Here is a 21,041-nt window from a genome sequence, read left to right as displayed (position 1 = left end):
GGAGGTTCGCGTGTGGACGAACTGGGCTAGAACGGCTTCGTGCACGCCTGCGCGCGTCGTCCACCCGTCCAGCACGGACGAGATCGCCGCAGCCGTCCTCTCCGGCGGCCGCGTCCGCGCGCGAGGCAGCGGCCACTCGTTCAACGACATCGCCGTAGCCCCGGAAACCGCGCTCGACCTGGACCGGTGGACCGGGATCGTACGCGCGGACGCGGAAACGGGCCTGGTCACCGTCCGCTCCGGCACTCCCCTGCGCGTCTTCAACGCGGACCTTCACCGCCTGGGCCTGGCGATGCCGAACCTGGGCGACATCGACGCCCAGACCGTCGCCGGCGCGGTCTCCACCTCGACCCACGGCACCGGCGGAAAACTGGGCGTCCTCGCCACCGCCATCGAAGCGCTGGAACTGGTCCTCGCCGACGGTTCCGTGGTCACCTGCTCCCGGACCGAACGCCCGGACCTCTTCAACGCTGCCCGCGTGGGTCTGGGCGCGCTGGGCGTCATCAGCACCCTGACCCTGCGCTGCGTCCCGTCGTTCGTGTTGCAGGCCCAGGAATCCCCCGGCCGCCTCGACGCCGTGCTGGAGCAGTTCGACGACCTCTGCGCCGTGGAGGACCACGTCGAGTTCCACTGGTTCACCCACTCCGACCGCGTGATCCTCAAGCGCAACAACAGGATCACCGAGGCCGCGCGCCCGCTCTCCAAGCTCCGGCAGGCCTGGGAGTACGAGGTCATGGAGAACGCCGCGTTCGGCGCGGTCACCAAGGTCGCCAAGACCTTTCCCCGCTACACCAGGCGCCTCAACGAACTCTGCGGCTCGCTGATCTCCGAACGGTCCTATTCGGACTACTCGCACAACGTCTTCGTGACGCCCAGGCGCGTGAGGTTCGTGGAGACCGAGTTCTCGATCCCCCGCGAAAACCTGATGGACGTGATCCGCGAACTCCAGGCCGTGGCCGCCAAGCTGGGAGAGCGCGACCACCTGATCGTCCCGTGCGAGGTGCGCGTGGCCCAGGCCGACGACATCTGGCTCTCCACGGCGAACGGCCGCGACACCGCGTACATCTCGATGCACCAGGCACTCGGCATGCAGTACAAGGCTTTCTTCGACGCGTACGCGAGCATCGCGGCGTCGGTCGGCGGCCGCCCGCACTGGGGCAAGATGCACGACCTGACCGCGACGGAGCTCCGGCCGCTGTACCCGCACTTCGACGACTTCCTGCGGGTGCGGGACGAGGTCGATCCAGGCAGGACGTTCACGAACCCCTACCTGGACCGCGTGCTCGGCTAGTGGCGCGACCCGGAACGTTGGCGAGGTAATCCACGCTCAGCAGGGCACCTCGCGGCGCCGCCCCCACGCCCCCGTACAACCAGTACGACGACGTGGGGACGGCACCACGATGCACCCGTCTTACCGCGAATTCCCCCGGCAACGTTCCGGGCCACACCACTAGAGAATCAGGCGAACGGCGTCCGCGACCGGCGTCTCGCCGTTCACCAGCTCCAGCGTCTTGCCGATCGTGTTGGGAGCGTTGAGCAGTTCGGCCAGCACGGCGGCGACGTCCGCACGGGTGACGGACGACCGCGGCAACCGGGGCTCGGCCAACGTGACCAGCCCGGTCGGCGCGTCGTTCACCAGAGGCCCTGGCCGCAGGATCGTCCAGTCGAGATCACGCGGCTTCAGGTCGTCCTCGGCCAGCTTCTTGGCCTTCAGGTACACCGCGAACTCGGGGTCCACCGACGGCGAGTCAGCGGACTCGATCCCGACGGTGGACACCTGCAGGAACCGCCGCACCCCTGCCTCGACGCAGGCAGAGGCGAAGAGCGCAGCGGCCCCGTAGTCCACGGTGTCCTTGCGGGCGGTACCGGATCCGGCGCCGGCACCAGCGGCGAACACGGCCGCGTCAGCACCGTTCAAATACGCGGCGACCGAGTCCAGGTCAGCGGACTCCAGGTCGCACAACACCGGAACGGCTCCGGCTTCCTGCACATCGCCAAAATGATCGGGATTGCGGACCAGTGCTGTGGCGGCGTCTCCACGGGTGGCCAGCAGCTGCTCGAGAAGCAGCGCGATCTGCCCGTGTCCGCCGGCTATGACTACTCGCATGGCCCGACCGTAGATCAGGAAGCGGTGGCGAGCACCTGCTCGTAGACCAGTTCGTTGACCCAGCGGGTGATGGCGGTGTCCTCGGAGGGCGCGTTCTCCTGGCGGCCGGACACGTCGACCGAGAGGTCCTTCTCGTCGTCGGCCAGCAGCACCGAGACGCCGTAACGGCGCACGCGCGGCAGGCAGTTCGCGAGGTAGTCGTGCGAGAAGGCGACCGACTCGGGCAGGACGACCGCGGCGTTGCCGTAGCGGGCGAAGGGGACTGCGGAAGCCAGAGCCGTCCTCCAGTGACGGGCGACGGCCAGGACGCCGACGATCCGCACCGCGGCGGGGGGAACGCGGCCTTCCATCTCCGGCCACACCCACGTGGAGACGGTGGTCTTGTCGGCCTCGGGGCCCGCACCCACACACACGCGCTCGGCGTGGGCGGCGGCCAGGAGTTCGGCCACCACGACGACCTTGCGGCCCATCAGGACCATTTCGGGGAGAACCACGCCGTGCCAGCCGAGGCGGATCGCCGCAGCGGCAGCCAGCTCCTCGACGGACGCGGGCAGTTCCGGAACCGGGACCGGGGTGGTCGACAGACCGTTCGAACTGTCGAGCGCCGCGATCCTTGCTGGGGTGCTGCTCACGCCAGTGCCTCCTCGTCACCCGCGGCGGGAGATCCGCCGCGTTTCGACTCGTGCTCTGGCATAAGAATTAGCAGGAAGCGCGCGGCCCGCCCCCAGGTCACAGGACCCCCTGCGATCGACGGCGCCGACCGGTCGGTGACCGGTCGAGGAGTGCCGAGGGGAGTTCGGTCCTGCTGTGCTGCCGTCTGGGTGACGTTAATCCGGATGGACGCACCAAAAGAGCTGCTCAAAGTAGGTGCGCCAGGCGTGAGGGCAAAAAACCGGTCAGCGGCACCGGTCACCGTCCGTCGACCGCTCACCGCGCCAGAACGACCACCTACATGATGATCACTGTCTTGCCGGGCCCGTGACCTGCGAAAACGTCGGCCGCCCCACGCAACGGCACGCGTCGGCCGATCGGCACTTCCAGGTCACCCGACTGCACCATGGATGCCAGTCGCACCAGCATTTCCCGTGACCCCTTCAGGCCGAAATTCTGCGCGGGATCAGCGGAAACGTAGTTGGTGTTGAAGGCCAGCGGCGCGTAGCGCGCGTTCGCCTCGAACGACGAACGGTCGGCACTCACGAGGTCGATGAGCGCGTCGGCCTCCACGAGGGAGTCGCCGCGGCCGATCGGGATGACCCGCTTGCCCGCCGCACGCGCGATCTGGACGGCGAACGACCCGACGCCACCCGAGGCACCGACGATCAGCACGGATTCCGCGGTGCCGAGTGACTCGACCAACTGCAAAGCGGTCATACCCGCGGTCGGCAATGCGGCGGCGACGGCGGGATCCAGATCTTCCGGCAACGGCGCCAACGCGTTCTCGGCCGGAACTGTGACGTACTCGGCGTATGTTCCGCCGCCGACCGGACGGTGGAAGAAGGTGCCGAAAATCCTCTCTCCGGAACCTTCCACCTCACCCGCCCCATCAGTTCCGGGAACGAGTGGGAACCGGTGGGGAGCGGAACCGCGGAGCATCCCGTTCACGACTTTGCGGTCGAACGGGTTGACGCTCGCCGCGAACAGCCGGACCAGGAGCTGACCTGGGCCTGGCGTGGGCCGGGGAACCTCGACGAGCTCGAGTTCCGCGCCGAAGCCGGCAGCCGCTATCGCCCACATGGCGCCCCCCGAACGAGTGACAGACATCACCTGTTGGATCAACGAATCCGATACTGCCGATCAACGAAAGAACCCCCCTCGCGATATTCGCGAGGGGGGTTCCATCTGTCTTTCGATGGGCAAGGGGGGAGTTGAACCCCCACGTCCTTTCGGACACACGGACCTGAACCGTGCGCGTCTGCCATTCCGCCACTTGCCCCTGGAGACGTTGGAAACACTAGCACGCGGCCAAACCGGGTTCCTAATCGCCCCCTGTAGGGCTGGTCGTACCCGGATACGATCGGTACAGGAGCCCGGCCGATCGACACGAACGGAAGGAGTCGACATGGGCCTGCAACGCTTCGAGCGCAAGCTCGAAGGTCTGGTCGGCAACACCTTCGCGCGCGTGTTCGGCGGCAGCGTCGTGCCCCAAGAGGTGGCACAGGCACTGCATCGGGAGGGTGACAGCAACATCCGCGAGCTCGCGGGTGGCAGACTGCTAGCCCCCAACCACTACAAGGTGCTGCTCGGGCCTCAGGACCACGAACGTCTTGCGGGCGATGAGCAGGATGAACTACGCATCACACAGCTTCTCGCAGAGGGCCTGCGGGAGCACCTGGCCGAGTCCGGGTGGGATACCTATGGTGACGTCGTAGTCTCCCTGGAGCGCTCCGAGGCGCTGCACACCGGACAGTTCCGAACCAGCTCGTCCGTCGACCCCGACGTGAAAGCGGCCAGCCGACGGTCAGCACCACCTCGCACCGCAGGAGACCGACCCATGAGCCAGCCACCCGGCTACGGACAAGGACAGGGCCAGCCCGGCCAGGACCCTTATGGTCAGGGCGGCTACGGCCAGCAGGGCTACGACCAGCAGCAGGGCTATGACCAGCAGGGTTATGGCCAGCAGCAGGGTTATGGCCAGCAAGGACAGGACCCGGCCTACGGCCAGCAGGGCTACGGCCAGCAGCAGGGCTACGACCAGGGCTACGCCGGCGGCCAGCAACAGGGCGCCGGCTACGACCAGGGTTATGGCCAGCAGCAGGGCTACGACCAGGGTTACGGCGGCGGCCAGCAGCAGGGCTACGGCCAGGACCAGGGTTACGGCCAGCAGCAGGGCTACGGCCAGCAGCAGCAGGGCTACGACCAGGGTTACGCCGGCGGCCAGCAACAGGGCGCCGGCTACGACCAGGGCTACGGCCAGCAGCCGGCCGGTGGTTACGACCAGGGTTACGGCCAGCAGCAGGGCTACGGCCAGCAGGGCGGCTACGACCAGGGCTACAACCAGGGCGGATACGCCCCGCCGGCCACCCAGGGCGCGAACCGTCAGCTCAACGCGACGCTGCACCTCGACGACGGATCCAACCGGACGTACAACCTGAAGCAGGGTGGAAACGTCGTAGGTCGTGGGCAGGAAGCCGACTTCCGCCTCCCGGACACCGGAGTCTCCAGGCGCCACCTGGAAATCTCCTGGGACGGGCAGAATGCGATGCTCGCTGATCTCGGTTCGACAAACGGCACCACGGTGAACGGCACGCCAGTGCAGACTTGGCAGCTCGCGGAGGGCGACGTCGTCCGCATCGGCCACTCGTCACTGGTCTTCCGCACCGCGGGCTGAGGTCGACACGGGTGTCGGGTATGCAACTCAAGGCAGGAGCGGTTACAACCGGTGCAAGAGCTGGTGATGCAGCTGACCAGAGCGGGCTTTCTCGTGCTCCTCTGGCTCTTTGTGCTGGCCGCCCTACGTGTGGTCCGCTCTGATCTTTACGCAGCCTCAGGGCTCCGGGCATCAGGACTGCCCGGATTCCGGAGGTCCGAGAAGTCGGCGAGGGGAAGCAAGGCGCCTCGGCAACTCGTGGTCACCCACGGGGCGCTCACAGGCACCCGCATCTCGCTCGACGGCAGGCCGATCCTGATCGGCCGTGCTGACGACTCCACCCTCGTCCTGGACGACGACTTCGCGTCGACCAGGCACGCGCGGCTGTCCATGCGCGGTACCGACTGGTACGTGGAGGACCTCGGCTCCACGAACGGCACCTACCTAGACCGAGCCAAGGTCACCGCACCCCTGCGCGTACCTCTCGGCACCCCGATCCGCATTGGCAAAACGGTGATCGAGCTGCGCTCATGACCTTGGTTCTTCGATACGCGGCCCGCAGCGACAGGGGCCTGGTTCGTGCCAACAACCAGGACTCCGTGTACGCGGGCCCCCGCCTGCTCGCAGTAGCCGACGGCATGGGTGGCCACGCCGCCGGTGAGGTCGCGAGCAAGGTGGTCATCGCCTCGCTGGCCCACGTCGACGACGACGAGCCCGGCGACGACCTCCTCGGCAAGCTGCGCGACGCGGTCGCGAGTGGCAACGGCGCCATCTCCGAACTCGTGACGAGCGACCCGGACCTGGAGGGCATGGGCACCACGCTCACGGCCATCCTGTTCGCGGGCAACCGCCTCGGGCTCGTGCACATCGGCGACTCGCGCGCGTACCTCCTGAGGGAGGGCTCCTTCGCGCAGATCACGCACGACGACACGTTCGTCCAGTCGTTGATCGACGAGGGCCGGATCACCCCGGACGAGGCCGCCACGCACCCGCAACGCTCGTTGCTGCTGCGCGCCCTCACCGGGCACGACTTCGAGCCCAGCCTCACGGTGCGCGAAGCGCGCGTCGGCGACCGGTTCCTGCTCTGCTCGGACGGTCTGTCCGGCGTCGTGAGCCTGGAGACGCTCGACGAGGCGATCCGCATTCCCGACCCGCAGGCCTGCGCGGACCGGATGATCGAGCTCGCGCTCAAGGGCGGCGGCCCCGACAACGTCACGGTGATCGTGGCGGACGTCCAGGACGTCGACTTCGGCGACGACTACCCGATCCTCGGTGGCGCGGCCGGCGACGGCAGCGAGGACCACAACGCCCCGCCCGACTCCGCGGCCTCGCGGGCGAGCGCGCTCACGCAGCAGCGCCCGCCGATGCCACAGCGGATGGACGCACCGCCACCACCTCCGCAGGACCCGAAGCGGAAGAAGCGCAACGCCATCAAGGCGTTCGCGATCATCTTCGTGCTGCTCCTGCTGACCGGTGTCGTGGCGGTCGGCGGCAAGCTGTGGCTCAACACCCAGTTCTACGTCGGAGCCACCGAGAACGGCCAGGTCGCGATCTTCCGCGGCCTGAACGGCTCGGTGCTCGGCTTCAAGCTGTCGTCCAAGGTCGAGGACTCGTGCCCGCCCGGATCCACGGGCTGTACCCCGATCACGCTGAACGACCTGCAGGAAGCCGGCCGGAAGACCATCACCGCGGGCATCCGCAGCGACAACGGCCTCGACGGCGCCCGCGCCGCGGTCCGGTTGCTGCGCACCGAGCACATGTTGCCGCTGTGCAAGGACACGTCGTCGACCAGCACGACGCCGAGCACTCCGTCCAGCACGCCGCCCGCCAACGGCTCTTCGACCCCGGAGACCGGTGCCACCGAGCCTTCGCTCACCCCATCCCAGCAAAAGCCGGGTGTGGAATGCCGGGAGGGTCCGTAGTTGATGGGCTCGCCCGTCCCCGCCGGGGAAGGTTCACCAGGCGCGTCGGTGGCGACCAACACGTCGCCGGGGCTGAAGGCGCCGACGCGACGCGGCACCGAACTGGTGATGCTGTCGTTCGCCGCCGGTCTCGTGACGCTGGCGCTGATCCTGGTCGAACTGAACCAGGAACGCTCGCTGAGCCTGAGGATCCTCTACCTCGGTCTCGCGTACCTCGGACTCTTCGCCTGTGCCCACTTCGCCGTGCGCAGGTGGGCGCCGTACGCCGACCCGGCGATCCTGCCGTGCGTCGCGCTGCTCAACGGGCTCGGACTGGTGGTCATCCACCGGATCGACCTGGCCCTGGAGGGCACCGTCTTCCTGGACGGCTCCACGTGGGACCCGGTGGCGTTCAAGCAGGTCATCTGGACCGGCATCGGGTTGCTGATGTTCGCGGCCACGTTGAAGTTCCTCCCGGACCACCGGATGCTCGCGCGCTTCGGCTACACGTTCGGCCTCGTCGGACTGGTCGCGCTGCTGCTTCCCGGTGTGCTGCCCAACTTCATCGCGCCGACGATCAACGGCGCGAAGATCTGGCTGCGCATCGGACCGCTGTCGCTCCAGCCGGGTGAGTTCGCCAAGATCCTCCTGATGGTCTTCTTCGCCGCGTTCCTCGTGTCGAAGCGGGACCTCTTCACGGTGGCGGGCCGCCGGTTCCTCGGCATGGACCTGCCCCGCGCCCGTGACCTGGGCCCGCTGTTCGCGGCCTGGGGCGTCACGGTCGCGGTCATGGTGCTGCAGAAGGACCTCGGTTCCTCACTGCTGTTCTTCGGCATCGTGCTCGTGCTGCTCTACATCGCCACTGAACGAGCGGCGTGGGTCGTGCTCGGTCTCGGCCTGTTCGCCGGCGGCGCCGTCATCGCGTGGAAGCTCTTCACGCACGTGCAGCAGCGCGTAGCGAACTGGCAGGACCCGATCGCCCGCTACGACGTGATCGGCGGCGGGTACCAGATCTCGCAGTCGCTGTTCGGTCTCGCGACCGGCGGCATCGGCGGTGCCGGTCTCGGCGCGGGCCGGCCGGAGATGATCCCCGAGGCGAACACCGACTTCATCACCGCCGTGATCGGCGAGGAGCTCGGGTTCGTCGGCTTCGCGGCCCTGCTGCTGGTCTACATGGTCTTCGCGTTGCGCGGCCTGCGTGGTGCCATCTCGGTGCGCGACAGCTTCGGCAAGCTCCTGGGCGGCGGTCTCGCGTTCGCGGTCTGCTTCCAGGTGTTCATCGTCGTCGGCGGTGTCACGAAGCTGATCCCGATGACGGGTATCACCGCGCCGTTCCTGTCCTACGGCGGTTCGTCACTTCTCGCCAACTACATCCTGGTCGCGTTGCTACTGCGAATTTCTGCGGCGGCGCGGGCCCCGCAACGGATCGCGAAGCCGAAACCGCAACAACCGGCTATCGCCGACCAGCACACTGTGATGGTGGAGCGTCCCAAATGAACACACCGCTCCGCCGCGTCGGCATGGCCATGATGGTGATGATCGTGCTCCTGCTGGGCAACGCCACGTGGGTCCAGGTGATCAACGCCGACGAGTGGCGCAAGAACGCCTACAACCGCCGGGTGCTGCTCGACGAGTACGCCCGCAAGCGCGGTCTGATCACGGTCGCCGACGGCACCGTGATCGCGGACGTCAAGGAGACGAGCGATCGTCTCCGGTACCTGCGCACCTACAACAACGGCCCGGCCTACGCGGCCGTCACCGGCTACCTGTCGGTCACCTACGGCACCTCCGGCATCGAGCGCACCGAGAACGACCTCCTCAACGGCTCGGACGACAGGCTGTTCACGCGCCGCGTCTCCGCGTTGATCACCGGTCGTGACCCGGTCGGCGGCAACGTGCAGCTCACCGTGAACGCCAAGGTGCAGCAGACCGCGTACGACCAGCTGGTGGCGAAGGGCTTCACCGGCTCGGTCGTCGCGATCAAGCCGGACACCGGCGAGATCCTCGCGATGGCGAGCACGCCGTCCTACGAGCCGAACCGCCTCGCGAGCCACGACGCGGCGGAGCAGCAGGCGGCGTGGAAGCAGCTCACCGCCAAGGGCAACGGCAACCCGCTGATCAACCGCGCGACGCAGGGCCTCTACCCGCCCGGCTCGACGTACAAGGTCGTCGTGGCGGCCGCGGCGCTCGCGGACGGCAAGAACAAGGACTCCCAGTACACCGCCAAGGGCACGATCAACCTGCCCGGCACGTCGAACGCGCCGTTCCCGAACTTCAACGGCCAGCCCTGCGGCCCCGGCGAGACGGTGTCGATGGAGACCGCGCTCGCCAAGTCGTGCAACACGGCGTTCGGTGAGATGGCGGCACAGGTCGGCAAGTCCAAACTTACGACGCAGTCGAACAAGTTCGGCTTCAACGACAACGACCTCGAGGTGCCGCTGGCGGTCGAGACGTCGACCCTGGGCGCGATCCAGGACGAGGCCGCGCTCTACCAGAGCGGCATCGGCCAGCGCGACGTGCGCGTGACGCCGCTGCAGAACGCGATGGTCGCGGCGACGATCGCCAACAACGGCAAGCGCATGCACCCGTACCTGGTGTCGAAGATCCTCGGCCCGGACCTGAAGTCGATCGACGAGACCGAGCCCGACCAGATCGAGACCGCCATGAGCACGGCGAACGCGAACGTGCTGCGCGACATGATGATCCAGTCGGAGATCAACACCGGTGGCGAGGGCCGGCTGTCGAACGTCCAGGTGGCGTCGAAGACCGGTACCGCCGAGCACGGCGAGAACGTGGCGGAGAACAAGCCGCACGCCTGGTACATCGCGTTCGCGCCGGCCCAGAAGCCGGAGATCGCGATCGCGGTCATCGTGGAGGACGGTGGCGACCGCGGTCTGGGCGCCACCGGCGGCAAGGTCGCCGCGCCGATCGGGCGCGCCGTGATGAACGCGTACCTGGCAGGCCGCTGATGCTGACCAAGGGCCAGCTCCTCGCCGACCGCTACCGCCTGAGCAGGCGGATAGCGGTCGGTGGCATGGGAGAGGTCTGGGAGGCGGCGGACGACAGGCTCGACCGCCGCGTCGCGGTGAAGGTGCTCAAGGCGGAGCTCTCCGGAGATCCCGAGTTCCTGCACCGATTCCGTGTCGAGGCTCGGATGACCGCGTCGCTCAACCACCCCGGCATCGCGTCGGTGCACGACTACGGCGAGACCGCGTCGGTCGCGGACGGACCGGAGGACACGGCGTACCTGGTGATGGAACTCGTCGAGGGCGAACCGCTCGCGACGATCATCTCCCGCGGTCGGCTGACCGCCGACGTGACGCTCGACCTGCTGGAACAGACCGGGAACGCGTTGCAGGCGGCCCACGAACGCGGTCTCGTGCACCGCGACGTGAAGCCCGGCAACATCATGGTCACGCCGTCGGGGAAGGTGAAGATCACCGACTTCGGCATCGCGAAGGCCGTGGACGCGGCACCCGTGACGCGGTCCGGCATGGTCATGGGCACCGCGCACTACATCGCCCCCGAGCAGGCTCTTGGCGGTGAGGCCGAACCGGCGAGCGACGTTTACTCGTTGGCAGTGTGTGGCTACGAGTGCATGGCCGGTCATCGGCCGTTCCTCTCGGACAACGCGGTGACGGTCGCGATGATGCACATCCGCGACATCGCGCCGCCGTTGCCGCCGGACGTCCCGCCGGGTGCGCGGGCGTTGATCGAGGCCACGCTGGTGAAGGACCCGAGGCAGCGCTACCGGACCGGCGGGGAGTTCGCCGCGGCGGTCAGCGCGGTGCGGGTGGGCCAGCCGCTGCCGACGCCGTCCGGGTTTTCGATGCCTCCGGTGATCCCGCAGCAGGTGGTGCAGGCACCACCCCCGCCACCACAGGCTTCACAGCCGCTGCAGATTCCGCCGCAGATGGCGCACCACCAGGGAGGACCAGGACGTCCCGGTACCCATCCGGCCATGCAGCCGGCGCACCAGACCGGAATGCAGCCGGTGCACCGAACCGGAACGTTCACTCCCATGCCGACACCACCGGGGAGAAACCGGACCGCAGTCTGGGTTATGGTCGCTGTCCTGGTGGCAGTGCTGGTGATTCTTGGCGTGTTCCTCCTGTGGAAGTTCACCGTCAAGCAGAACGACAGCACCGGGCAAGGTGGCCGGCCGGCGACGTCCAGCCCGGCGAACTCGAATCCCCCGGCGAACGGTCAGGCGAAGCCCGACTCCGCCGACCGGATTCCGGGCAGTTCGCCGAAGCGGATCGACGAGGACGACTACATCGGCCGTTCCGGCGACGAGGTCAGCATCGAGCTGATCGACCAAGGCCTGGAACCTCAGGTGCAGAGCGCGCAGGGCACGCCACCGGGCGACTTGAAGAGGTGCCGGGTCACCGCCATCGCGCCGACAGGCGAGGTGCCGGTCGGCTCGCAGGTGAAGGTGACGTGCGCGCCATGAGCAAGACCAGAACCGAGTTCGGAACACCGTCGACGAGGAGCGGGACGAAGCACCGATGAGCACTCCGCGACTGCTCTCAAACCGCTACGAACTGGGTGAGACTCTCGGGTACGGCGGCATGTCCGAGGTCCACAAGGGGCGGGATGTCCGCCTCGGCAGAGACGTGGCGATCAAGGTGCTGCGGGCCGACCTCGCCCGTGACTCCCAGTTCCAGGAACGATTCCGGCGTGAGGCGCAGAACTCCGCCGCCCTGAACCACCCGGCGATCGTCGCCGTCTACGACACAGGTGAGACGCAGACCGAGTACGGCCCGTTGCCGTACATCGTGATGGAGTTCGTCGACGGACGGACGCTGCGCGACATCGTGAAGACGCAGGGTCCGCTGTCGGGCAAGCGCGCGATGGAGGTCATGGCCGACGTCTCGGCCGCGCTCGACTTCAGCCACCGGCACGGCATCGTCCACCGCGACGTGAAGCCGGCGAACGTGATGATCACGAAGTCCGGCGCCGTGAAGGTGATGGACTTCGGCATCGCCCGTGCGCTGCACGACGGCCAGGCCGCGGTCACGCAGACCGCCGCGGTCATCGGCACGGCCCAGTACCTGTCGCCGGAGCAGGCGCGCGGCGAGTCCGTCGACGCCCGTTCCGATGTCTACGCGGCCGGTTGTGTGCTGTTCGAGCTGCTCACCGGCGAGCCCCCGTTCACCGGCGACTCGCCCGTGGCGGTCGCGTACCAGCACGTGCGGGAAGACCCGAAGGCCCCGTCGCAGCTGAACCCGAAGGTGTCGCCGCAGCTCGACGCGATCGTGCTGAAGGCGATGTCGAAGGGCCCGGCGAACCGCTACCAGTCGGCTGCGGAAATGCGCGGCGACCTGGTGCGCGTGCTGTCGGGTCAGCGTCCGTCCGCGCCCGCCGTGATGACGGCCGAGGACCGCACCGCCGTGATGAACGAGCAGGCGGCGGCACGTCCCGCACGCACACAGGTCGTGTCCGGCGGAAGACACCGCCCGGCGGCGTTGAAGTCGGAGCCGGACGACGACTACGACCCGATCGCCGACGAGGAAGAAGAGCGTCGCGCGAGGCGCAAGAAGGCCATCATGGTCACGTTGGTGGTGATCCTGTGCGTGGCCGTCCTCGGTCTCGCCGCGTGGATCACCAAGAACGTGATGGACCAGGGCAACGCGGCGACGGAGAAGGTCTCGGTCCCGTCGATCGTGGGCCTGAGTCCGTTGGAGGCCAAGGAGAGGATCCAGAAGGCCGGCCTCGTGGCCGTCCAGGAGGACGTCGCATGTGAGCCCGGCCCGGGCGGCGCTGCCGCGAAGTGCACCGCAGACCAGATCAACAAGGTGATCAGCACCAACCCGCCGGAGGGCACCCAGCTGACGAAGAGTGGGCAGGTCACCATCTCCGTCGGCGCGCCACCTGGTGAGGGCACGGTCCCCGACCTGAAGGGCAAGACGGCGCTGGAGGCCCAGGCGATCCTGGACAAGGATCCCAACGGCTTCAAGCTGCAGCAGGGCGAGTCCATCGAGGTCGACGACGCGGCCAAGGCCGGCAAGGTCGCGCAGCAGAACCCCGAGGTCGGCCTGAAGCTGAAAAAGGGTGGCACGATCAACATCCAGCTCGGCAGGGCGCCGGACAAGGTGAACGTGCCCGGCGTCGTGAACGACGACCAGGCCGACGCCCGCCAGACGCTGGAGGGTTCCGGCTTCAAGGTCGTGGTGGAGCCGGTCGACAGCGCCAAGCCCGAGGGCACCGTCATCTCGCAGAACCCGGTCGCCAACACCAAGGCGGACAAGGGTTCGACGGTCACGCTGAGGGTCTCGAAGGGCAACCAGATCGAGATGCCGGACCTGGTGGGGCTGAGCCAGGAGCAAGCCGAGCAGAAACTGCGCTCGCTGGGCTGGAACGCTTCCTTCAACGTGCAGAAGGAGACCGTCACCGACCCGTCGAAGCGTAACCAGGTGCTGACGCAGCAGCCGGCCAAGGGCACGTCGATCACCAAGGGCACCGCGGTGACCGTCACCGTCGGCCAGTTGGGGATCGGCGGAAGCTGATTCTCCGAACGTGCGAAGGGGCGGCTTCCGTTGGGAAGCCGCCCCTTTTTCGTTGCCTGCTACAGACGCGCGGCCGCGGCGAGCGTGCGCATGCCGTTCTCGAGCGTCGCGACCGTGGCCTCGGGAACCTCGAAGCCGCAGACCTTGAGCCAGTTCGCGAGCATCCGGTGGCCGCCGTCGGTCAGCACCGACTCGGGGTGGAACTGCACACCCTCGACCGGGAGTTCCTTGTGGCGTATGCCCATCACGATGCCGGTCTCGGTCTTGCCGGTGACCTCGAACTCCGCGGGGATCGTCTCCGGCAGCACCGTCAGCGAGTGGTAGCGCGTCGCGATGAACGGCTGCGGCACGCCGGCGAGAACACCCTTGCCCTCGTGGAAGACGATGCTCGTCTTGCCGTGCAACAACTCCGGCGCGCGGTCGACCGTGCCGCCCCAGACGACACCGATGGCCTGGTGGCCGAGGCACACGCCGAAGACGGGTTTGCCGGTGTCGGCACACTTCTTGATGACGTCGATGCTCGCGCCCGCGCGCTCCGGTGTACCGGGGCCGGGGCTGACGAGGACACCGTCGACCTTGCCGATCTCGTCGAGGTCCACCTCGTCGTTGCGCCGCACGACGCACTCCGCACCCAGCTGAGCCAGGTACTGGACCAGGTTGTAGACGAAGCTGTCGTAGTTGTCGACCACGAGCACGCGCATGAAGAGAGCCTAGTCGGTCGAGTCGAGTGAGTTAGCTCTCGTCTCCGCTGAGGTAAGGCTACCCTAAAATAGGTGTCATGAGTCGCTCCTTGCGCGTCGCGGTCGTCGGCGCTGGACCGGCGGGCGTGTACGCCGCCGACATCCTGACCAAGTCCGACGTCGACGCGCAGATCGACCTCTTCGAGAAGCTGCCGGCGCCCTACGGCCTCGTCCGCTACGGCGTCGCACCCGACCACCCGCGCATCAAGGGCATCGTCACGGCCCTGCAGAAGGTGCTCGACCGGCCGTCGGTCCGCTTCTTCGGCAACGTCGAGTACGGCGTCGACATCAAGCTCGACGACCTGCGCCAGTTCTACGACGCCGTCATCTTCTCCACCGGCGCCTCGGCCGACCGCGCCCTCGATCTCCCCGGCATCGACCTGCCCGGCAGCTACGGCGCCGCGGACTTCGTGTCGTGGTACGACGGCCACCCCGACGTCCCGCGCACCTGGCCGCTGGAGGCGCGGTCCGTCGCGGTGCTGGGCGTCGGCAACGTCGCCCTGGACGTGGCCCGAATCCTGGCCAAGACCGCCGACGAACTGCTGGTGACCGAGATCCCCGAGAACGTCTACGAGGGCCTGTCGTCGTCCCCGGTCACGGACGTGCACGTCTTCGGCCGCCGCGGCCCGGCCCAGGCCAAGTTCACGCCACTGGAACTGCGCGAACTCGACCACTCGCCGAACGTCGAGGTGATCGTCCACGCCGAGGGCATCGAGTTCGACGAGGCCTCGATGCACGCGATCAGGACCAACAAGCAGGTCGAGATGATCGTGAAGACCCTCCAGGAATGGGCGATCCGCGACGTCGGCACCCGCCCGCGCCGCCTGCACCTGCACTTCCTGGAGGCACCGGTCGAGGTGCTCGGCTCCGGCCGCGTCACCGGCCTGCGCACCGAAACCCAGGAGCTGACCGGCGACGGCAACGCCCGCGGCACCGGCGTCTTCACCGACTGGGACGTCCAGGCCGTCTACCGCGCCGTCGGCTACCTCTCGACGCACCTGGCCGACATCCCGTTCGACCACGTCTCGGGCACGATCCCCCACCTCGCCGGCCGCGTGCTGGACCTCGACGAGGTGCCCATGCCCGGCGTCTACACGACCGGCTGGATCAAGCGCGGCCCGATCGGCCTCATCGGCCACACCAAGGGCGACGCCCTGGAGACCATCACCAGCCTCCTCGAGGACGCCGCCGCACTCCCCCTCGCCACGTCGCCGGAGCCTTCGGCAGTGGTCGAGTTCCTGGAGCAGCGCGGCGTGCCGTTCGTGACCAACGAGGGCTGGGGCCGGCTCGACGCGCACGAGATCGCGCTGGGCGCGGCGCACGGGCGTGAGCGCGTGAAGGTCGTGTCGCGCGAGGAGATGACCACGATCTCGAACGGCTGAGATCTCGAACGGCTGAGATCTCGAACGGCTGAGATCTCGAACGGCTGAGATCTCGAACGGCTGAGAACCTGAACGGCTGAGAACCTGAACGGCTGAGAACCTGAACGGCTGAGAACCTGAACGGCTGAGAACGCCGTTCCCCGATGAGGCCGCCATCGCGTGTTCGCGCGGTGGCGGTTTCACATGTTTCGGTCGCGTCCGCGCGGACGCTGGCCGAGTTCCGCGCGGACGCTGGCCGAGTTCCGCGCGGACGCTGGCCGAGTTGAGACTCGACCTGTGTGAACAGCTGTCGTGCCCTCAGAGGGAGGACGGCGATCCTGTGCCCGCTGCCCCCGCGCGCTTCCTCATGCGCAACGACGACGGCGAGGTTTCGGTTCCTGCGGTGCCCGGCATCCTGTGGACAACTCCTCCGCCGTACCACACCACGCTAACCGATCAGCGAGCTGAGCTGCGCAAACAGCGGGTCCAGCTCCATGATCGCAGCTGGACATCACCCGATCAGGCGACCTGAACTGCGGCTCTCCGAGGAGCAACTCACTGCGTTGTGACGTTGTTGAACGGCAGCTTCGGCTCGGCCCACGGGAACACCACGAACATCAGCAGCGCGACGATGCCGAAGACCAGCACGACGGCCTCGATGACCCGCAGGAACAGCGGGCCCGGCAGGTGCCGCCAGATCCAGCCGTACATCAGCCCTCCGTCATCTCGGGCGGCACGAAGCCGTCGGCCACCGGGTAGCTCTTGGTCTCGATGGCGTGCACGATCAGGCGCTGCTTGTCGGAGAAGCGCGGGTGGCAGGTGGTCAGCGTGAGCAGCCGGGCCTGCTTGTCGGCGGGCACGGCCGCGCCCACGTGGTGCGGGATGGGGGCGATGACCTCGCCCTGGGTCGGCACGACGATCTCCTGGCCGACGGTCTTCGCGTAGGCGTCGCCGAGCGTCGTCGACAGCGGGGCCACGCCGGTGCAGGCGGCTTCTTTCGACTTCGGGTTCGAGGCCCAGCCGGCCACCTCGTTGCGCATCGGCAGCACCCGGTAGACGTACCACTGGGTCTGGGTCTGCACGACGATCGAGTTGCAGGACTGGAGCAGGTCGAGGTCGTTGAACGGCGCGCCCTTGCCCACGCGGTGGCCGGCGATGGAGAAGTTGCCGGCCTCGCCGGGCTGGGCGGTGTCCTTGTAGTGGCCGGGGCCGATTTCGAGGTGCTTGTCCGTGGTGCCCTCGACGACGGAGAACTTCCAGTCGTTGCCGAAGACCGGGATGTACATCTTCGCGAAGGCCTTGCCCTCGATGAGGTTCAGCTTCGACTGACGGTTCGGGTCCGCCGGGGGCGGCGTGACGACGTTCGAGCTCCATTCGGAGTCGAGCGCGGCGGTCGCGTCCTGCTGCTTCTCCGCGGAGAGCAGGTCGGTCACGTAGACCTCGTAGACGACGAACAGCAGTACGACCAGGCCCATCGTGATGAGGGCTTCGCCAACACCGCGCACGGCCTTGCGCGCGATGCTGTCCGGCGGCGGGGCGTCCTTCGCCGCAGGCTCGTCGTCGTAGTACTCGTCATCGTCGTAGTACTCGTCATCGTCGTAGTACTCGTCGTCGTAGTCGTCCTCGACGCGCGGGATCACCTCGGTGGGCGGATCGACCGGGCGGGGACGCGGCGGCGTCGGCCTGCGGGGCACTCCGCCCGGAGGCGGGCCGGGGAAGGGCGGCCGCTGGGCGTTCGGAGGCAGGCTTCCGGAGAAAGCACTGGTGAACTGAGTCGCCTCGGGCGGCGGCACGGGGTGGGGAGCCGGTGTGGCCCGCACGTGCTGCAGGTCATCACGACGAGGTACAGGACGCCGTGGAGGCGGCTGCTGGGGTCCCGAGTTCACCTGAGAACCTCCGCGCGGACTGTGAACTGAAAACAACTGCGTCTACAAGGATGGTTCGCTGACCACCGCCGCTACGTTAACGTGTCTACTGAGTAGTGCACGTAAACTCGCGTCACTCACGGATATCCACGTCAGGCGAGGACAGCATGCCCAAGTCGAAGGTCCGGAAGAAGGCGGTCTACACCGCACCCACTGACCGCCGCACGCCGGTCAAGGTCAAGGCAGCGGGGCCGTCTCACCCGGTCTACGTCGTTGTCATGCTCGGCTTCATGCTGCTGGGCCTCGCGTGGCTGGTCGTCAACTACATCGCGGCCGAGAAGATCCCGTTCATGCTCGAGCTGGGCGCGTGGAACTTCGCCATCGGCTTCGCGCTGATGATCATCGGCTTGCTGATGACGATGCGCTGGCGCTGAGCGCTCGGCAAGTCACCGTTCGTAGAGGTCGGCCCGGACGTCACACGTCCGGGCCGACCTTTGTTCGCCCCGGGTTCACCTGGTTCATCCGAGCGTCACCGAAGCACACGGTTGTAAGTCATCCCCATTGGGGACAAGTCCTGTGGACAACTTTGCACCAAAATGCACAAGCGACGGTTTTCCCTCATGCGGACCCGTTCAGTTGTCCACATTTCATGCGGGACACTCGACAGTGTGACTCGAACCTGGTCCACGCCCGTCCCGCTGGTCGTCACCGCGTGGGTGGCCGCCCTCGCCCTCGCCGTCGCGGCGTTCATCGCCGACGACAACGCGGGCCGTCTCCTCATCGGACTGGCAACGCTGCTGGTCACCTGCCTCGCGGCGTTCGCGACGATCGCACGCCCGAGGCTCACCGCGGACGTCGACGGCCTGGCCGTGCGCGGGTTCACGGGCACGACACTGCTGCCGTGGCACGAGGTGAAGGTCAAGCTGCAGACCACTCGCCGGCTCGGCAGGGAACAGCAGACATTGGAACTCGACGCCGATGACCGTCTCGTGGTGCTCACGAGACTGGACCTCGGCGCCGATCCCGAAGAAGTCGCCGGAGTGCTCCACGCACTGCGGCCGTGAATCAGTTCTAGCGGCAGGTCCTGGCGTACTCCAGGATCACTTCGGCCGCCGTGTCGAGTTCGGAGGCACGCAACACGAACATGACTCCGAGCAACAACGCGGCCGCCACCACAGCGCCGATCTGGTAGGCGTTGCGGTTCTTCGCGGGCGCCTTGACCATGGCGAGCGTCAGCAGGCCGCCGATCACGAACCCGCCGAGATGCCCGAGCAGCGAGGCGTTGGTGAAGAGGTTCGACACCAGGTTGATGCCGACGATCACGAGGATCGTCGAGATGTCCCGCTTCTGCCGCTTGAACACGATCAACAGCGCGCCCATCAGGCCGAACACCGCGCCGGACGCACCGGCGAGCTGCTGGCAGACGGTGCCGAAGAAGAACGCCGCCGCACTGCCGCCGAGTAGCGACAGGAAGTAGACGGCGCTGTACCGCAGCTTGCCCAGCTCCTGCTCGATCACAGGGCCCACCACGAAGAGCGCGGCCATGTTGAGCACGAGGTGGATCAGGCCGAAGTGCATGAACCCCGACGTGAGGATCCGCCACCACTCACCGTTGGCGGTGAGCTCCGGGATCATCGAGGTCGCGGTGAACAGGCCGGCCCGCGAGTTGTTCATCGGGCTGCCGGACTGGACGACCGTGACGACGTACGCGAGCACGTTGAGCGCGATCATCACCTGCGTGATGATCGGGCGGCCGTGGGAGACCACCGCGCCCGCGGACGTGCGGGCTTGGCGCACCGTGCGGGCGCCCTCGTTCACACAGTCGACGCACTGCATGCCGACCGAGGCGTCGCGCAGACAGTCCGGGCACGCCGGACGGTCGCACCTGCTGCAGCGCAGCCGGGTAGGCCGATCGGAATGACGTGCGCAGACCGGGATGTCCGGCTGCGCTCCGATCGGCCCGTCCGGTGGCACGGGGGCGTTGCTCACGCGCGTTCGATCGTGATCCGCTCGATCTTGATGTCGTTGACCGGACGGTCGCCCGCACCGGTCGTGGTGCCGCCGATCGCGTCGACGACGTCGCGCGACTCCTGGTCGGCGACCTCACCGAAGATCGTGTGCTTGAAGTTCAGCCACGTCGTCGGTGCCACGGTGACGAAGAACTGCGAGCCGTTGGTGTTGGGGCCGGCGTTCGCCATCGCGAGCAGGTAGGGCTTGTTGAACTGCAGTTCGGAGTTGAACTCGTCCGCGAAGCGGTAGCCGGGGCCACCGCGACCGGTACCGGTCGGGTCGCCGGTCTGGAGCATGAAGCCGGCGATGACGCGGTGGAACAGGGTGCCGTCGTAGAACGGCCCCGTCTTCGTGCCACTCGCGTTCGCCTCGGTGTAGGTCTTCGTGCCCTCGGCGAGCCCGACGAAGTTCGCCACCGTCTTGGGGGCGTGGTCGGGGAACAGGTTGATGCGGATGTCGCCCTGCGTGGTGTGCAGGGTCGCCGTCACCTTGGTCCCGACGAAGGATTCGTTGCTGTCAGCCACCACCCCATCGTGCCATCCACGGGCGCCGATGTTCAGGAAGGGGCACGATGGGTACCTCTATGACATCACCAGACGACAACGTGTGGAGCAGAGATGGACGAGGTGGACGTCATGACCCGAGCCGGCGAGAACGTTGGCAAGGCTGTCGGCACCGGTCTGAAGGCCGCGCGTCAGGGCGTCGTTCGCGCTGGTCACGCCGCTGAGGTCAGGCTTGCCGAGCGCGGCATCACGGCGGACCAGGTTCGCGGCGCACTCGTCGAGCGGGCTGACACGCTCATGGGCAAGGCCGAGGACTGGGAGAAGCAGACGCGTCGCTCTCGCAAGCGCCTCGCCAAGAAGAGCGCGAAGACGCGCTCCGACCTCATGAGCAAGGCCGAGGTCGTGCGCAAGGAAGTGAAGAAGGCGGCGAAGAGCGCGCGCAAGGACGCCAAGGTGCGCGCCAAGGAGATCCGCAAGGCCGCGGCCCAGCTAGGTGCCGACGCACCGAAGCGCCGCCGCTGGCCGTGGGTGCTCGGTCTCCTGATCGCGGCCGCGGCAGCCGGCTACGTCGCGATGACACGTCGGCCGCAGGAGGTCCACCTGCAGGACGAGGAGCAGGTCCCGCACGCGGAGCCCGTCCTCAACGGGCAGGTGCCCTCCCAGAAGGAGCCGATCAGGTAAGTACGGCGACCGCTGATGTTCGCCGTGTCTTCCACCGCCCCCGTGCGCATCCCGCGC

General features: G+C 67.8%; 20 protein-coding genes and 1 tRNA gene. 12 read left to right on the top strand and 9 right to left on the bottom strand.

Going from position 1 to position 21,041, the window contains the following annotated elements; translation table 11 throughout:
• The first annotated feature begins 10 nt into the window (after positions 1-10).
• Positions 11-1,291, top strand: a complete 1,281-nt coding sequence (locus IG04_RS0130820) for a D-arabinono-1,4-lactone oxidase (RefSeq protein ID WP_030480252.1) — start codon at positions 11-13, stop codon at positions 1,289-1,291.
• Positions 1,292-1,450: 159 nt separating this feature from the next.
• Here IG04_RS0130820 and IG04_RS0130815 read toward each other — a convergent pair whose 3' ends face one another.
• The 4 genes from IG04_RS0130815 to IG04_RS0130800 all read right to left on the bottom strand — a co-directional run bounded on the left by IG04_RS0130815 (position 1,451) and on the right by IG04_RS0130800 (position 4,040).
• Entirely contained in the window at positions 1,451-2,107 is a 657-nt protein-coding gene (locus IG04_RS0130815; RefSeq protein WP_030480251.1) for an NAD(P)H-binding protein, read from the bottom strand.
• Positions 2,108-2,121: 14 nt separating this feature from the next.
• Positions 2,122-2,739, bottom strand: coding sequence for a hypothetical protein (locus IG04_RS0130810; protein WP_030480250.1), 618 nt, complete (start codon positions 2,737-2,739; stop codon positions 2,122-2,124).
• A gap of 316 nt (positions 2,740-3,055) precedes the next feature.
• Complete coding sequence (locus tag IG04_RS44365) at positions 3,056-3,841, bottom strand: NADP-dependent oxidoreductase (protein ID WP_051770997.1); 786 nt, start codon at positions 3,839-3,841, stop codon at positions 3,056-3,058.
• Positions 3,842-3,957: 116 nt separating this feature from the next.
• A tRNA-Leu gene (locus IG04_RS0130800) sits at positions 3,958-4,040 on the bottom strand.
• 126 nt (positions 4,041-4,166) lie between these two features.
• Here IG04_RS0130800 and IG04_RS0130795 point away from each other — a divergent pair.
• Genes IG04_RS0130795 through pknB form a run of 7 tightly spaced genes read left to right on the top strand, consistent with a single transcriptional unit; the run spans position 4,167 to position 13,824 of the window.
• The gene (locus tag IG04_RS0130795) at positions 4,167-5,435 is read left to right on the top strand and encodes a DUF3662 and FHA domain-containing protein (protein WP_030480248.1); all 1,269 of its coding nucleotides are present in this window, start codon (positions 4,167-4,169) and stop codon (positions 5,433-5,435) included.
• Between the two features lie 51 nt (positions 5,436-5,486).
• On the top strand, positions 5,487-5,948 hold the full coding sequence (locus tag IG04_RS0130790) for an FHA domain-containing protein FhaB/FipA (protein ID WP_030480247.1): 462 nt from the start codon (positions 5,487-5,489) through the stop codon (positions 5,946-5,948).
• The gene (locus tag IG04_RS0130785; RefSeq protein WP_030480246.1) at positions 5,945-7,336 is read left to right on the top strand and encodes a PP2C family protein-serine/threonine phosphatase; all 1,392 of its coding nucleotides are present in this window, start codon (positions 5,945-5,947) and stop codon (positions 7,334-7,336) included. Before IG04_RS0130790 ends, IG04_RS0130785 begins: the two co-directional genes overlap by 4 nt.
• Positions 7,337-7,339: 3 nt before the next feature.
• On the top strand, positions 7,340-8,812 hold the full coding sequence (locus IG04_RS0130780; RefSeq protein WP_030480245.1) for an FtsW/RodA/SpoVE family cell cycle protein: 1,473 nt from the start codon (positions 7,340-7,342) through the stop codon (positions 8,810-8,812).
• A complete protein-coding gene (locus IG04_RS0130775; RefSeq protein ID WP_030480244.1) occupies positions 8,809-10,284 on the top strand; it encodes a peptidoglycan D,D-transpeptidase FtsI family protein in 1,476 nt (491 codons plus the stop codon). Before IG04_RS0130780 ends, IG04_RS0130775 begins: the two co-directional genes overlap by 4 nt.
• Positions 10,284-11,768 (top strand): serine/threonine-protein kinase, encoded by a 1,485-nt coding sequence (locus IG04_RS0130770; protein ID WP_030480243.1) that lies wholly within the window; start codon positions 10,284-10,286, stop codon positions 11,766-11,768. The genes IG04_RS0130775 and IG04_RS0130770 overlap by 1 nt, the downstream gene beginning before the upstream one ends.
• Positions 11,769-11,823: 55 nt before the next feature.
• A complete protein-coding gene (pknB, locus tag IG04_RS0130765; RefSeq protein ID WP_030480242.1) occupies positions 11,824-13,824 on the top strand; it encodes a Stk1 family PASTA domain-containing Ser/Thr kinase in 2,001 nt (666 codons plus the stop codon).
• Positions 13,825-13,883: 59 nt separating this feature from the next.
• Here the strand turns inward: pknB and IG04_RS0130760 are convergent, their stop codons facing one another.
• The gene (locus IG04_RS0130760) at positions 13,884-14,525 is read right to left on the bottom strand and encodes an aminodeoxychorismate/anthranilate synthase component II (protein WP_030480241.1); all 642 of its coding nucleotides are present in this window, start codon (positions 14,523-14,525) and stop codon (positions 13,884-13,886) included.
• Between the two features lie 77 nt (positions 14,526-14,602).
• Here IG04_RS0130760 and IG04_RS0130755 point away from each other — a divergent pair, with 77 nt between their 5' ends.
• Positions 14,603-15,946 (top strand): FAD-dependent oxidoreductase, encoded by a 1,344-nt coding sequence (locus tag IG04_RS0130755; RefSeq protein ID WP_030480240.1) that lies wholly within the window; start codon positions 14,603-14,605, stop codon positions 15,944-15,946.
• A gap of 534 nt (positions 15,947-16,480) precedes the next feature.
• Here the strand turns inward: IG04_RS0130755 and IG04_RS47330 are convergent.
• A complete protein-coding gene (locus tag IG04_RS47330; RefSeq protein WP_169746019.1) occupies positions 16,481-16,636 on the bottom strand; it encodes a hypothetical protein in 156 nt (51 codons plus the stop codon).
• Complete coding sequence (locus tag IG04_RS43060; protein WP_248782537.1) at positions 16,636-17,745, bottom strand: class E sortase; 1,110 nt, start codon at positions 17,743-17,745, stop codon at positions 16,636-16,638. The genes IG04_RS47330 and IG04_RS43060 overlap by 1 nt, the downstream gene beginning before the upstream one ends.
• Positions 17,746-17,957: 212 nt before the next feature.
• On the opposite strand from IG04_RS43060, the gene crgA reads away from it, so the two are divergent.
• Both crgA and IG04_RS0130735 read left to right on the top strand, forming a co-directional pair.
• Positions 17,958-18,224: a cell division protein CrgA gene (crgA, locus tag IG04_RS0130740; protein WP_030465604.1), complete on the top strand. Its 267-nt coding sequence runs from the start codon at positions 17,958-17,960 to the stop codon at positions 18,222-18,224.
• Between the two features lie 234 nt (positions 18,225-18,458).
• Positions 18,459-18,854, top strand: a complete 396-nt coding sequence (locus IG04_RS0130735; RefSeq protein ID WP_030480238.1) for a PH domain-containing protein — start codon at positions 18,459-18,461, stop codon at positions 18,852-18,854.
• Between the two features lie 7 nt (positions 18,855-18,861).
• Here the strand turns inward: IG04_RS0130735 and IG04_RS0130730 are convergent, their stop codons facing one another.
• Together IG04_RS0130730 and IG04_RS0130725 are read right to left on the bottom strand one after the other, a co-directional pair.
• Positions 18,862-19,779: a rhomboid family intramembrane serine protease gene (locus tag IG04_RS0130730; protein ID WP_030480237.1), complete on the bottom strand. Its 918-nt coding sequence runs from the start codon at positions 19,777-19,779 to the stop codon at positions 18,862-18,864.
• The gene (locus tag IG04_RS0130725; RefSeq protein WP_030480236.1) at positions 19,776-20,324 is read right to left on the bottom strand and encodes a peptidylprolyl isomerase; all 549 of its coding nucleotides are present in this window, start codon (positions 20,322-20,324) and stop codon (positions 19,776-19,778) included. Before IG04_RS0130725 ends, IG04_RS0130730 begins: the two co-directional genes overlap by 4 nt.
• A 93-nt stretch (positions 20,325-20,417) precedes the next feature.
• Between IG04_RS0130725 and IG04_RS44360 the strand changes: the two genes are divergently transcribed.
• Positions 20,418-20,984 (top strand): hypothetical protein, encoded by a 567-nt coding sequence (locus IG04_RS44360; RefSeq protein ID WP_030480235.1) that lies wholly within the window; start codon positions 20,418-20,420, stop codon positions 20,982-20,984.
• The last annotated feature ends 57 nt before the right edge of the window (positions 20,985-21,041 follow it).

This window comes from Lentzea albidocapillata, assembly GCF_000719115.1.
Lineage (GTDB): Bacteria > Actinomycetota > Actinomycetes > Mycobacteriales > Pseudonocardiaceae > Lentzea > Lentzea albidocapillata.
This window is presented reverse-complemented; position numbering and strand designations above follow the sequence as displayed.